The 13,812-nt window shown below is 34.8% G+C and carries 15 protein-coding genes and 3 tRNA genes; 6 read left to right on the forward strand and 12 right to left on the reverse strand.

What is annotated here, in order from left to right:
* Positions 1-2 precede the first annotated feature (2 nt).
* Positions 3-266 (forward strand): DUF3820 family protein, encoded by a 264-nt coding sequence (locus OA86_RS05485; RefSeq protein ID WP_039349922.1) that lies wholly within the window; start codon positions 3-5, stop codon positions 264-266.
* A 264-nt stretch (positions 267-530) separates the two neighbouring features.
* Here OA86_RS05485 and OA86_RS05495 read toward each other — a convergent pair whose 3' ends face one another.
* From OA86_RS05495 to OA86_RS05510, 4 genes are all read right to left on the reverse strand, one after another.
* Positions 531-1,028, reverse strand: coding sequence for a heme-binding protein (locus OA86_RS05495; protein WP_052257399.1), 498 nt, complete (start codon positions 1,026-1,028; stop codon positions 531-533).
* Positions 1,029-1,069: 41 nt separating this feature from the next.
* Positions 1,070-3,061, reverse strand: a complete 1,992-nt coding sequence (gene uvrB / locus OA86_RS05500) for an excinuclease ABC subunit UvrB (RefSeq protein ID WP_039349928.1) — start codon at positions 3,059-3,061, stop codon at positions 1,070-1,072.
* 209 nt (positions 3,062-3,270) lie between these two features.
* Positions 3,271-4,653 carry a M56 family metallopeptidase gene (locus tag OA86_RS05505; RefSeq protein WP_082017293.1) on the reverse strand — a complete coding sequence of 461 codons (1,383 nt, stop codon included), beginning with the start codon at positions 4,651-4,653 and terminating at the stop codon, positions 3,271-3,273.
* A gap of 3 nt (positions 4,654-4,656) precedes the next feature.
* Complete coding sequence (locus tag OA86_RS05510) at positions 4,657-5,025, reverse strand: BlaI/MecI/CopY family transcriptional regulator (RefSeq protein WP_039349934.1); 369 nt, start codon at positions 5,023-5,025, stop codon at positions 4,657-4,659.
* A 135-nt stretch (positions 5,026-5,160) separates the two neighbouring features.
* Here OA86_RS05510 and OA86_RS05515 point away from each other — a divergent pair, with 135 nt between their 5' ends.
* A complete protein-coding gene (locus OA86_RS05515) occupies positions 5,161-6,402 on the forward strand; it encodes a PQQ-dependent sugar dehydrogenase (RefSeq protein ID WP_039350539.1) in 1,242 nt (413 codons plus the stop codon).
* A 34-nt stretch (positions 6,403-6,436) separates the two neighbouring features.
* On the opposite strand, the gene OA86_RS05520 is transcribed toward OA86_RS05515, so the two are convergent.
* The 8 genes from OA86_RS05520 to OA86_RS05555 form a co-directional block, all read right to left on the reverse strand.
* Positions 6,437-6,880, reverse strand: a complete 444-nt coding sequence (locus OA86_RS05520) for a DUF6973 domain-containing protein (protein ID WP_311316317.1) — start codon at positions 6,878-6,880, stop codon at positions 6,437-6,439.
* A 120-nt stretch (positions 6,881-7,000) separates the two neighbouring features.
* Positions 7,001-7,852, reverse strand: a complete 852-nt coding sequence (gene accD / locus OA86_RS05525; protein ID WP_039349940.1) for an acetyl-CoA carboxylase, carboxyltransferase subunit beta — start codon at positions 7,850-7,852, stop codon at positions 7,001-7,003.
* A gap of 78 nt (positions 7,853-7,930) precedes the next feature.
* Positions 7,931-8,998 carry a class II fructose-bisphosphate aldolase gene (gene fbaA, locus OA86_RS05530; protein WP_039349943.1) on the reverse strand — a complete coding sequence of 356 codons (1,068 nt, stop codon included), beginning with the start codon at positions 8,996-8,998 and terminating at the stop codon, positions 7,931-7,933.
* Positions 8,999-9,068: 70 nt separating this feature from the next.
* Positions 9,069-9,935, reverse strand: a complete 867-nt coding sequence (locus OA86_RS05535; RefSeq protein WP_039349946.1) for an NAD kinase — start codon at positions 9,933-9,935, stop codon at positions 9,069-9,071.
* 86 nt (positions 9,936-10,021) lie between these two features.
* Complete coding sequence (locus tag OA86_RS05540; protein WP_039349949.1) at positions 10,022-10,675, reverse strand: CBS domain-containing protein; 654 nt, start codon at positions 10,673-10,675, stop codon at positions 10,022-10,024.
* 169 nt (positions 10,676-10,844) lie between these two features.
* The gene (locus tag OA86_RS05545; protein WP_039349952.1) at positions 10,845-11,729 is read right to left on the reverse strand and encodes a DMT family transporter; all 885 of its coding nucleotides are present in this window, start codon (positions 11,727-11,729) and stop codon (positions 10,845-10,847) included.
* The gene (aat, locus tag OA86_RS05550; RefSeq protein WP_039349955.1) at positions 11,719-12,369 is read right to left on the reverse strand and encodes a leucyl/phenylalanyl-tRNA--protein transferase; all 651 of its coding nucleotides are present in this window, start codon (positions 12,367-12,369) and stop codon (positions 11,719-11,721) included. Before aat ends, OA86_RS05545 begins: the two co-directional genes overlap by 11 nt.
* 61 nt (positions 12,370-12,430) lie before the next feature.
* Positions 12,431-12,808, reverse strand: coding sequence for a DUF3127 domain-containing protein (locus tag OA86_RS05555; RefSeq protein ID WP_039349958.1), 378 nt, complete (start codon positions 12,806-12,808; stop codon positions 12,431-12,433).
* A 158-nt stretch (positions 12,809-12,966) separates the two neighbouring features.
* Here OA86_RS05555 and OA86_RS05560 point away from each other — a divergent pair.
* The 4 genes from OA86_RS05560 (at position 12,967) to OA86_RS05575 (ending at position 13,799) form a co-directional block, all read left to right on the forward strand.
* Positions 12,967-13,048 (forward strand) — tRNA-Leu (locus OA86_RS05560).
* Between the two features lie 56 nt (positions 13,049-13,104).
* A tRNA-Gly gene (locus OA86_RS05565) sits at positions 13,105-13,177 on the forward strand.
* A gap of 9 nt (positions 13,178-13,186) precedes the next feature.
* Positions 13,187-13,270, forward strand: a tRNA-Leu gene (locus tag OA86_RS05570).
* A gap of 187 nt (positions 13,271-13,457) precedes the next feature.
* Positions 13,458-13,799, forward strand: coding sequence for a hypothetical protein (locus OA86_RS05575; RefSeq protein ID WP_039349960.1), 342 nt, complete (start codon positions 13,458-13,460; stop codon positions 13,797-13,799).
* Positions 13,800-13,812 lie beyond the last annotated feature (13 nt).

Here is a 13,812-nt window from a genome sequence, read left to right on the forward strand (position 1 = left end):
AAATGACAGAAGGTTTAAATCCAGAAATATTACAGGAAATCTGTAAAGTTGAAATGCCTTTTGGAAAACATAAGGGAACTGTTTTAGCGAATTTACCCATCAGTTACCTCGAATGGTTTCAACGACAGGGAATGCCGCCAGGAAAATTGGGAATGCAGCTTTCTACTATTTATGAAATAAAAATGAATGGTTTAATGGATCTTTTAACTCCAATTCGTGGGAAAGTTCAACAAGAAAAACCTAAAAATAAAATTTACAAATTTTAAAAGTGCAAAAGTTAAAAAAATATTTTATTCCTATTTTATCAGGATTAATATTGATTTTTAATTTTTGGTATATTTTTGAACTGTTCCGTGGATTCAGTTATATAAAAGAAATTAGAGCAAATGTTGATTTGTTAGAAAAATATATTTGGATTAATTTAAATATTTCTATTTTCTTAATTATTTGTAACTCCTTCTTTATCGCATTTTTATCTTTAATGAGTTGCACCAAAATTCTAACATATTTTAAAAATAAATATAGCTTTTTTAAGGAGTAATTTTAAATCCTGAGTTTTCAGCGGCTTTTACAGCAATATTGTGGTCATTTTCTCCGCCGCCACCACCGGAAATACCGATTCCACCAACAAGAATTCCATCTTTAAAAATAGGCGTTCCTCCTCCTAACAAAAGAAGTTCAGGTAACGTATTTAAATTTTTTGCGTCTGTGCTTTTCTCAGCATTTTGCATCAAAATATAACTTGGCGTTTTTGTAGATAATGAAGTGTATGCTTTTCTGCGCGAAGCTTCTGTATTATGGGGACCAACATTATCACCTTTCAGTAATAACAAGGTAACTCCAGAAGAATTTAAAACTGCTATCGAAACATTTTTATTTAATTTCTGTGCTTCCAAATTAGCTTGTTTTACCAATTGCATGGCACCTTCCTGTGTTAAATCAAAAGATTTTGAAACCGTCTGAGCGGATAAGAAAGAAGTGAAAATTAAAAATAATACTAATCCTGTTATTTTTTTAATACGAATCATAAAGATAATTTTTTATAAATTTAATAATAATGAAAATTGTGTTATGCTTTAAGAACAGCTATTTCATCCCGCAATTTTGCCGCTTTAATGAAATCTAAATTTTTTGCCGCAGATTCCATCGATTTTTGCTTTTCGGCAATCAGTTTTACAATATCTTCCGTTGCATAAGTGCTTTTTTGTTCAGCAACCTGTTTCAAAATTTCTTTTTGGGTATATTTTTCGTCTGGGAAATCTTTGCTTCTACCCACTAAAACTTCTGATATTTTTTTATTTAAAGCCATTGGAACCTGACCATGCTTCTCGTTATATTCTATCTGTTTTTGTCTACGGTAAATCGTTTCATCAATCGTTGCCTGCATTGATTTTGTCATTTTATCGGCATACATGATTGCTTTTCCATTCAGATTTCTTGCAGCTCGACCAACAGTTTGAGTCATCGATCTTCTTGAGCGCAACATTCCTTCTTTATCAGCATCTAAAATTGCCACCAAAGAAACTTCCGGTAAATCAAGTCCTTCCCGCAATAAATTGACACCAACGAGAACATCAAAAATCCCAAGACGCAGATCCTGCATGATCTGAATCCGGTCCAAAGTTTCTACATCGGAGTGAATATATCGTGTTCTAATCCCAAATTTTGTAAAATATTTAGTGAGTTCTTCTGCCATTTTTTTGGTCAAAGTCGTCACCAAAACCCTTTCATCAACTTCTGTTCTTTTATGAATTTCTTCTATTAAATCATCAATCTGGTTGATAGAAGGACGAACTTCGATAACCGGATCCAATAATCCCGTCGGACGAATAAGCTGTTCGATATATTCGCCACCACTTTTTTCGAGTTCATAATCCGCGGGAGTTGCAGAAACATAAATCACCTGATTTTGAATGGCTTCGAATTCCTCAAATTTGAGCGGTCGGTTATCCATCGCAGCTGGAAGTCGGAAACCATGTTCCACCAAAACTTCTTTTCGGCTTCGGTCGCCTCCATACATCGCGTGAACCTGCGGAATGGTAACGTGACTTTCATCAATCACCATCAAAAAATCTTTCGGAAAATAATCCAGCAAACAGAAAGGTCGGGAACCAGGTAATCTTCCATCAAAGTATCGGGAATAATTTTCAATTCCGCTGCAATAACCGAGTTCCTTCATCATTTCCAGATCGAGTTCTGTTCTTTCCTGCAGTCGTTTTGCTTCAAAAGGTTTTTCGATTTCCGTAAAAAAATCAACCTGTTTTACCATGTCATCCTGAATCTCTCGAATCGCACTGACCTGCGTTTCTTTGGAGGTTACAAAAAGGTTCGCCGGATAAATTTGAATCTCGTCAAAATTATCCATTACATTTCCCGAAAGTGGATTAAAACTTTGAATGGTTTCAATCTCATCGCCAAAAAATTGAAAACGGATCGCGTTATCAGCATACGCTGGAAAAACATCAACAACATCGCCTTTCACCCGGAATGTGCCGCGAGTAAATTCATTTAAAGTTCTAGCGTAAAGAGCATTAACTAAAGAATGAAGCAAAGTGGTTCGTGTTATCTTCTGATTTTTTTCAACGGAAATAAGAGACTTCTGAAATTCTGCGGGATTTCCAACCCCATAAATACAGGAGACTGACGCGACAATAATTACATCTCTACGTCCTGAAAGTAAACTCGCCGTCGCTGACAAACGCAGCTTCTCTACTTCTTCATTAATGGATAAATCTTTTTCTATATAAGTATTCGTGGAAGCGATGAAAGCTTCCGGTTGATAATAATCGTAATAGGAAACGAAATATTCTACAGCATTATTAGGGAAAAATTCTTTGAATTCTACAAAAAGTTGAGCCGCCAAAGTTTTATTGTGCGCCAAAACAATCGTTGGTTTCTGAGAATTCTGAACCACATTTGCCACAGTAAAAGTCTTCCCGGAACCTGTGACACCGAGTAAAGTCTGATATTTTTCACCAATGTTCAAGCCTGCTGTTAATTTTTCGATCGCTTGAGGTTGATCACCGGTTGGTTTATATTCTGATTGAAGTTCAAATTGCATGGTGCAAAAATAAGGAAATTAAAACACTGAATTCTATTTGTTTATAGTACGCTTTAATAGAAACGTTCTATTAAATTTAAAAAAATGATTAAACCAAGAAATATAAAAATACAATAAAGCCAATCTCTATTCGATTAAGATTGGCTTTATTGTATTTTTTCGTTGCACTTCTACAGCAGCATCTACGAGCGTATGAATAGCTTAAAAAATTACTTTTTAATTTCGGGCGCTGCAAATTGCATGGTCAGTGGAATATAAAAAACAGTTTCCTTCGGAATTCCTTTTTCTGTGGCGGGAATCCAAACTTTATCTTCATTTGCAATTTTCATCGCGCGTTCAGCTTCTTTATTAAATACCTCATTATCTCCTTTTGCTACAATATTAATTACTTTTCCTTCCGCATTGATCGTTAAATTGAGCGACGATTTTAGTAATCCTTCATTGCCTGTTAAAACGGAAGTGTCAAAATTATTGTTTAAACTACTTCTCAATTTATTGATCCCTCCTGGAAATTCAGCAATGGTTTGTCCAACTTTACTTGGCGGTGGCGGTGGCGGCGGCGGCCCGTCATTTTCATTTTTGCCTACAAATTTTGGTTTAATGGTATCTAATTTTATGTGGATTGCTTTGCCGGAATTTTTAAAAGCTTTTAAAATCTCCTTTTCTTCTATAGTTGCATTCTCGATACTTAATGGAATGGCAACATCTTGTTTTACTTTTAAAGTTTTTTCTTTAGAATTTTGCGCCTCCACTTTTCTGGAGAATAATAGAAATAAAATCGCGATCAAAGGAAGTACGCTTAATTTCTTTGCTAAAGAAAATCTCGAATTTTTAGTGGTCATCATAATAAATCTTTTTTTGGTGTTATTAAAATTAAATTGGTGAGTAAATTGAAATTTTTGAGTAAAAGCGATCTCATTTAAGATCAAGTTTTGATAATTTTTTACATCGAAATCATTTTCCAGAACATATTCATCTGCCTGAAATTCATGATTGGTGATCATAGCTTTTTTTATGGGAAATAAAGCAGGATTAAACCAGGAAAATATTTTAAGGATTTCAACAAACAAAATATCAAAACTATGTTTTTCGTCGACATGGAATTTTTCGTGCAAGAATATTCTTTCATCAATTCCGTTTTCAGCCACATGATTTTTACTCAAATAAATAGTTCCTAAAAAACTGAAAGGTGAAATCCTATGATCTACTAAAAATATTTGATGCCCTTTATATTCTATTTTATTTCCTTTTAATAAACTAAGTTTGAGAAGGCTAAATAAAAATTTGAGCAGAAAAAAGAGTGTTATTAAAATATAAGTCCAGACTACGATTTGAGTCAAATCTAAAGTTTGGGCGGATAAGATTGTTTGATTTTGAAATTCCTGTGTCGAATTGCCAAAAATTAAATTTCCGGCTTTTGTTTGATTGGTAGCAACATTCAATTTAATGAATGGAATACAGTATGCAAAAATCAAAGACGATAAGAGGAAAACTCTGTTGAATTTAAAGGTGCGCTGTTTCTCCAAAAACAAATAGTAAAATCCAAGGAGTAAACCGGAGCAAATGACGATTTTGAAAATTAGAAGTATCATTTTTTAGTCTTTTATTTGATTATCAATAATATCCCGAAGTTCCTTAAGTTCTTTCTGACTCAACTTAGAATTTGCCGTAAAAAAGGAAGCAAACTGTGAGACAGAACTGTTGAAAAAACGATCAATCATAGAAGTCATTTCGTGATTGAAATAGTCTTCTTTTTCCACTTTTGGAAAATACTGCCGGGAATTCCCGAAAGTTTTATATCCTACTGAATTTTTGTTTTGCATTCTCTTAAGCAATGTTGCAACCGTAGTTGAAGCCGGTTTTGGATCTGGGAAAACCTCCAGAATATCTTTCATAAAAGCAGATTTATGCTCCCATAAAATTTCCATTATTTCTTTTTCTGCTTCCGTTAATTTAGTTTTCATATCTACAAATTAAAAGTTTATTCTACAAATGTAGAATTAAAATTTAAAATGACAAACGTTTTTCTAATTTTATTTTTATTTGACATGAAGGAATGTTTTTTGATATTAATACTATTGCGAAAAATGAATATTACTATGAAAAATATAATCAAAACTTCTTTTTTATTGATCAGTTTAATAAGCATTATTTCCTGCACCGGAAATTCTGCAAAAGCTGAAGCTCAAAATAATATCATTCTTGAAAATGGAAAACTTCCAAATCCCGAGACGGCTGATAAAAATTCCCCGGAATATAAATCTGCGTTTGCTGGTCAAACCAGAATTCAGGGAGTTAAAACTAAAACCGCGTATATAGTTAAGATCATTAATAAAGATTTAGAAAAACCCTGGGGAATTGTAAATCTTCCGGATGGTCGATTTTTAATTACGTCGAAATCAGGTTATATGAATATTGTTTCAGCGGACGGTAAAACAATCTCAAAAGTAGAAGGTTCCCCTAAAGTGGATGACAAAGGACAAGGCGGTTTACTGGATGTTGCTCTTGATCCGGATTTTAAAAATAACAGAATGATCTATTTTAGTTTTTCTGAACCTGTTGCCAACGGAAATAATACAGCGGTTGGAAAAGGCAGACTTTCAAATGACGAGAAAAAAATTGAAGATCCTGTGACCATATTTCACGCAACACCAAGTTATGATGGTAAGCTGCATTATGGAAGTCGCTTGATTTTTGACAAAGACGGAAATCTTTTTGTAAGTACAGGAGAACGTTCAGATTTGGAAACGAGACCTTTAGCACAAAATACAATGGCTTATTTGGGTAAAGTTTTAAAAATAACGAAGGACGGAAAACCTGCGCCAGGAAATCCGTTCATCGGGAATTCTAAATATAAACCCGAAATTTATTCGTTCGGTCACCGAAATCCACAAGGTTTGGCGATGGATGAAAAAGGGCAGCTTTGGGAAGCAGAAATGGGTCCGAAAGGTGGCGATGAAGTTAACCTCATCAATCCCGGAAAAAATTACGGATGGGCCGAAGTAACCTACGGAATCGAATACAGCGGTAAAAAAGTCGGAGCAGGAATTCAGCAAAAAGAAGGAACGGAGCAACCTGTTTATTATTGGGATCCCTCAATATCTATGAGCGGAATTACATTCTATACAGGAAACATCAATGAATGGAAAAACAATTTATTTCTAGGTTGTTTAAGCGGAGAGAAAATCATCCGTTTGGTGATTGAAAACGATAAAGTGGTTGGTGAAGAATGGCTTTTGGAAGATCAGAAAGAAAGATTCCGCGATGTTTTAAATGGACAGGATGGAAATTTATACGGAATTACAGATACTGGAAAACTTTATAAAATTTCCAAAAAATAAGAAATTTGAACAGTGGAAATCGATTAGTAGAAAATTAATCCTTTAAGTAGACCAATTCATCGCCAAAATCATCATCTACCTTTTCTAAAATTTTCGCGGTTTTGGTTTTCTGCTTCAACTTTTCTACGAAGAAGCTCGTCTCAAAAAATTGCCGGTGAATCCCGGGAAGAAGTTCTTTAAAAAGATTCATTCCTACTTGATTATTGTGCAGATCCATCTTGGTTTCAAGCGGTTGATTAGGGAAAAGTTGCTCGTGAAGATCAGTCATTTTCTTGGAATAATCCAAAGCTTTTTGGGGTGAAGAAATTTTGCTGCAATACATGGTAATCAAACAGGTCCAAAGCGAATGACGAAAAGCATTGCCAATTCCATTGTTAGAATGGGTTTTTGAAAAGTGCTTTTGAGCCAGGGAAAAACTTTTGAGAGTCGCATAAAATCCCATTATCGAAAATAAGGGATGCGAAAATACTAATCGCAAAAGTTTTAGTATTTTCTCGAAACTTAAGGATTGTAAAGCATTAAATATTATTTGAATATTCCTCATAAAAAAGAAATCCCACCTCAATTGAGGTGAGATTTTTCAGTTAGTTATATTTTTCTAAGAATGAACCAAAAGATTCACTGTTTTAGAAATCTTGTCTTTAATTTCAGTTCGTTTTACAATAAAATCTACAAAACCTTTCTCCTGCAAGAACTCTGACGTTTGAAAACCTTCCGGTAAATCTTTACCGATCGTCTCACGAATAACTCTTGGACCAGCAAAACCGATCAAAGCTCCCGGTTCAGCCACGATAATATCTGCAGTCATTGCAAATGAGGCGGTAATTCCACCAAAAGTTGGATCACACAAATAAGCGATATAGAGAAGTCCAGCTTCTGAAAGTTGCGCTAATTTTGACTGAACTTTTGCCAACTGCATCAATGAATAAGTTGCTTCCTGCATTCTCGCTCCACCCGATTGACAAATAATCATGTAAGGAAGTTTATGTTTGATACAATAATCAACTGCTCTACGAATTTTTTCGCCCATCACAGATCCTAAAGATCCACCGATAAAACTAAAATCCATACAAGAAATTACCATTTCGGTTCCGTTAACGGTTCCTACTGCATTTCTGATCGAATCGGTCAATTTTGTTTTAGCTTTCACTTCTTTCAAACGGTCTGTATAAGACTTGGTATCTTTGAAATTCAACATATCCACACTTTCTACATCAGCGTCAAGTTCGGTATATTTATTTTCATCGAAAAGAATCGAAAAGAATTCACGACTACCGATTCTCACATGAAAACCGTCTTCCGGAGAAACGTAATTATTGGCTTTCAGTTCTTCATGCTCAATAACTTTTCCCGTCGGAGTTTGATGCCAAAGTCCTTTTGGTACATCTTTTTTATTCTCCGTAGAAGTAGTTATATTCTGTGTTTTTCTTTTAAACCAGTCGAATGCCATGTTTTTCTAAATTTTAGATTTTAGATTTTAGATTAAAAACGTTCTATTAATTTAGAATTTATAATCTAAAATTTATAATTAAAGAGTATTGATATTATTAAGGTTTTTGAAAGCTTCCTCTAATCTTGCAGAGAATGTCTCTTCGCCTTTTCTAACCCAAACTCTTGGATCATAGAATTTTTTATTTGGCTTATCGTCACCATCAGGATTTCCAACCTGAGTTTTTAGATAGTCTAATTTACTGACCATATAATCTCTAATTCCTTCTGTATAAGCAAATTGAAGATCAGTATCAATATTCATTTTGATCGCTCCGTAACTTACCGCTTCTCTAATTTCTTCAACAGAAGAACCAGATCCACCGTGGAATACAAAATTTACAGGTTTGTCGCCAGTTCCGAATTTTTCCTGAACATATTTCTGAGAGTTATCTAAAATTTTCGGTGTCAATTTTACGTTTCCAGGTTTGTAAACACCATGTACATTTCCGAAAGCTGCAGCAATAGTGAAGTTCGGAGAAATAGCGTTTAATCTTTCATAAGCGTAAGCAACTTCGTCTGGTTGAGTATATAATTTGGAAGAATCAACATCTGAATTATCAACACCATCTTCTTCACCACCTGTAACACCCAATTCGATTTCTAAAGTCATGCCCATTTTCGCCATTCTTTCGAAATATTTGCAAGAAATATCCAGATTTTCTTCGATCGGTTCTTCGGATAAATCGAGCATGTGAGAGGAATAAAGAGATTTGCCGGTTTGTGCAAAAAATTCTTCATTAGCATCTATCAAACCATCGATCCATGGCAATAATTTTTTAGCACAGTGATCGGTATGTAAAATTACCGTCGCGCCATAAGCTTCTGCCAAAGTGTGAATATGCTTAGCTCCTGCAACTGCGCCTAAGATTGCGGCTTTTTGGTCGTCATTACTCAAACCTTTTCCTGCGTTGAAAGCTGCGCCTCCGTTAGAAAATTGAATGATCACCGGAGAATTTAATTTTGCTGCCGTTTCCAGCACTGCATTTACATTGCTTGATCCAATTACATTAACTGCAGGAAGTGCAAAATTGTTTTCTTTCGCATGATTAAAAATGTCGGTAACCAATTTACCAGTGGCAACACCTGCCGGAAAAAGTCTGCTCATAATTTATTTTTTAATAGATTTTTAACAAGAATTTTAGAAATGTAAAGTTAAGAATTTTATGCAATAAACATTAGTTTCTTTTGTCTTTTCCCCACAGTAGTTTTTGACGGATTGTTTCGTAAAAACTCAGATTATTAGGATGAATAAGCAAGATTTGAAAGCTCGCTTTTCGCAAAACAATTTCCACATCGGTTTCCATATTAATGAGTCTTGAATCAAGCGATAAAGAATATTGGGGAACACGACTTTCGACTTTTAAACGAATCTCAACATCATCATTTACGATAAGCGGTCGAACATTCAAGTTGTGTGGTGCGATTGGTGTGATCACAAAATTATGATTAGCGGGCGTGATAATTGGTCCACCACAACTTAAAGAATAAGCAGTAGAACCAGTTGGCGTAGAAATAATTACACCATCTCCCCAGAAAATATTTAGAAATTCGTCGTTGATATAAGATTCTACGGTAATCATTGCCGTAGTTTCCTTGCGGGAAATCGTAATATCATTCAACGCATAAGGAAAAAAATCTGGATTTTTCGGCGATACAATTTCAATCACCGATCTTCTGCTGATTTTAACTTCTCCTTTAATGATATCATTGAGTTCCAGAAAAATTCCATCTTTTGTAAAACTTGCCAAAAACCCAAGACGACCCGTATTTACCCCTACAACTGGTATTTCCAGGTCCTGTACAAAAAGAAGTGAATTAACGATCGTTCCATCGCCACCAAACGTAAAAAAGAAATCTACCTTCATTTCTTTCAGATCTTCTTTGCCTGAAAAAGTCTTGAAATCTTTTGAAAACTGCATCGAACTTGCCATTTCTCCGTACAGAATAGCCTGAACACCGCGTTTTTCAAGTTCAGATACAAATTTGCTTAGATACAGAAAAGTATCTAAATCATTTTTTTGAGAATATATCGCTGCTTTCATCCGGCTATTCGTATTTTTTGATTGGTCAGATGTGACACCAACAATTTTTTAAGTATTTTCAACAAAGTGTTATCGTGTTTCATTATTTAAAACTCCAGATATTTTTGAAAAAATCCGAAACGGTCTTTCATCAATTCTTCTTTTTCGTCATCGTAATATTTATGAACGACGTTGTAACCATATCTTTCAAAAGTTTCATCAATAGAACTGAGATTCTCACTGCTGATTTTCAGCGTGATCTGAATGAAATCTTCGCCGATCTGATTTACAAAACATCCGTAAATCTTACCATTATTAGACTCAACAATTTTACAGACTTCGGTAAAGGAGTACCGCATATCATTGGTCTGAATAATCATTACCGCCCCATTTTCGGAAAAAAGAGGGTATTTCGAAAACTCATTAAAAATATCATCGCAGGAAAGATAACCCATATATTTTTCGCGTCGGGAAATCACCGGGATTACGTTCGCATTAAAAGAATGGAAAAGATTGATGGAATCCAATAAATTACCATCATCTAAGATCGCAAATTTGTCAAAATGAACTGCCAAACTTCCTAGATTACCTTCCGGACTTTCTTCTAAAAAAGACTGGCTGATCGCACCCTGAAAAATCCCCTTCTTTTTTACAAAAACATGGGAATAACCAAACTCTTTCGCTATTTCATTAGCATCCTCAATTCGGTCACTGGAATTAAAAGCTGGATAGTCTTTTGAGATATAATCTTTGATAAACATGACGCTAATTTAGGGAAATATTAAAAAGGTTGAGCATTTTTTAAAATATTTTAAAATTATTAAAAGATAATTTGCATCGTAATGAAACAAAATATATCTTTGTCGCCTTTCATTTTTACTTTTTATTAGATTTATTTCAAACTGCGATGCTTTCGGGCGTTGCAGTTTTTTATTTTGTAAATAATGGTTTCGCGCGAAGGAATATCAATCCAGCCAAAATAACTAAACCTCCAAAACCTTGCATCATCGTTAATTTCTCACCATCTAAAATTCCCCAGATCACTGCAACAACAGGCATTAATAAGGTTACTGTAGAAGCAAATAATGGCGTGGAAATATTTAGAAGACGATAATTAAGCATCATCGCCAAGCCAGTACCAAAAATCGAAAGCAAACTCACGAAACCTAAACCGATAAATAAATCTTTGCTAGGTTCGAGCTTCGCAAAAAATCCAGAAAAGACCAAAGAAATTAAGGATGGCAAAATAAGTACAAAGGAAAAAACAAAGGCTGAAAGAATTTTTGCAGGAATCTCATGAAGTTTTGATTTTACCGTGGTGGTAGAAATCGCATAACACAAAGTCGCTACCAATAATAAAACGATAGGAATCATTTTCAGTTTGCCACTTTCAGCTCCAGAAAGCGCTAAAATACAGGCACCCGAAAAACTAATTGCAACTCCCACCAATTGTCTCTTGGTGGTTGAAAATTTCCAGAAAAGCGAACCGACGATAATTACGAAAATAGGCATCATTGAATTTACAATACCCGCAATACTACTGCTGATCTGAGTTTCAGCAATCGGAAAAAGAAACATTGGAATGAAATTTCCGGTTAAAGCAGCTATAATTAACCATTTCAAATGTTTGCGAGGGAATTTTTTAATATTTAAAATTGCGATTGGAAGCAGAAGAATTCCAGCAATTAAGACGCGCAACGCACCGACTTCATAAGGATTGAAATGTTCAAGAGATTTTTTAATCAGTATAAATGACGAACCCCAAATGATGGACAGCACCACCAGCAAAATCCATCTTTCTTTTTCAGGATTCATTATTTCTTTTTAATATTGTTAAGTAGTCTTTTTTAGAAATCATGATCGCGCCCAGACTTTCCAAATGTTCGGAATGAATTTGACAGTCAATTAACTCTAAATTTCCTCTATTTTTTTGAATAAAATTGATAAATCCGGCTTTGGAAGCATTGCTTACTTTTGCAAACATACTTTCGCCACAAAAAACTTTCCCGATCTGAATGCCGTAAAATCCACCAACTAATTCTTCATTTTGCCAAACTTCAATACTTTTTGCGATACCTAATTCATGAAGCTCAACATAAGAATTGATGAGTTCCTCGGAAATCCAGGTTCCGTCCTGGTCTTTTCTGAAGGTGTTTTGACATTCCTGCATCACTTCCCGAAAACATTTATTTTCAGTAAAAGTAAAAACCTCATCTCGCAAAATCTTTTTCATTGATTTAGAAACTTTCAAATCATCAGGAAAAAGAACAAACCGAGGATCCGGACACCACCATAAAATTTCTTCACCGGGATTAAACCAGGGAAAAAGTCCTAATTGATAGGCGAAATGAATTCTCTCTGACGATAAATCGCCTCCAATCGCCAATAAACCATTTTCCGAATCAGTTGACTCCGGGTCTGGAAAAGAAATGATCTGAGGGTCGAGTAAAACCATTTTTAAAATGAAATCCTGCTCTTTGGAAAGCAGGATTCTTATTTATTTTTAATTTAAAAGACTAGAACGGTAAATCGTCATCTTCCTCAGCAAAAACATCTGTTTTAGAAGCAGAAGTTTGTGATTCTACCGGTTTTGCAGAAGTAGGCTCGTTGAAATTATTTGAATCTACTTTCTCTACTTTCCAACCTGTGATCGAATTAAAATATTTCACATCACCTTGAGGAGAAGTCCATTCTCTACCTCCAATATTGATGGAAACTTTTACTTTATCACCTTCCTTCAATTGATTTAGTAGATCTCCTTTCTCTTTAAGAAACTCAATACTAATCGGTTGTGGATATTGTTCTTCGGTCACTACAACCATTTCTCTTTTCTGAAAACCGCTCGGAAAAGTCTGAACTTCACCTAATTTTTTTACTATTCCTTGTAATTCCATAATTGATTATATAAAGTTGTAAAAGTAAGAAATTAAGAAGAGATAAAGAAGCCAGAGATTTAAAATTTTGAAAAAAATAAAAAATGTTGAAATTTATTGGGTTAAAAAGGAAAAAGTATTTATATTTGCACTCACAAAAAAAAGAAAGGAGTTCATTTGCGGATGTGATGTAATTGGTAGCCATGCCAGACTTAGGATCTGGTGCTTCACGGCGTGGGGGTTCGAGTCCCTTCATCCGCACGATTTTTTGAAATATTTTTTAGAATTTTTTATTAAATTTTTAGAAAATTAGCTATGCGAAAATAGCTCAGCTGGTAGAGCACGACCTTGCCAAGGTCGGGGTCGCGGGTTCGAATCCCGTTTTTCGCTCTCCACTTTGCCTTGGTGGTGGAATTGGTAGACACGCAGGACTTAAAATCCTGTGTCCGTAAGGATGTACGGGTTCAAGTCCCGTCCGAGGTACTTTAAACGCTGTTAATCATTTGATTAGCAGCGTTTTTTTTATTTATTAGTCTCGATCAATTCAATTTAATAGTGATGATAAATAGATGTTTAAGGAGTCTAATAAGACCTCGAAATGCGCTACTTTACATTTTCACTTCTGTTAGTGGTACTTTATTTGATGCTTTAGATCATTAAATAAAATATCATGGCAAACCACAATTTAAAAACGCTTTCCCAAGTCCTCAATATTTTAGTGAAACGGGGAATTACCAAAGAGATCTGCATGAACGATCAAAATCAAATGGTTTTGGATAAAGACGAAAAAATTTATCAACCCGAAGATCTTTGTATTGTAAAATCGTACCGATTTGAGGGTGACAGCAATCCTGATGATAATGCTGTGCTTTATTTATTAGAAGATAAAGACGGCGAACTTTCAACAATTTTAGATTCTTACGGTGCCGAAAGTAATCACAGTGGCGAAGAATTCGATAATTTCCTTCGGGAAATCCCGGTTGAAGACAATCCAGAATATGACTTTGACTAAACATGTAATCCGG

Source organism: Kaistella jeonii (assembly GCF_000812865.1).
GTDB classification, from domain to species: domain Bacteria; phylum Bacteroidota; class Bacteroidia; order Flavobacteriales; family Weeksellaceae; genus Kaistella; species Kaistella jeonii.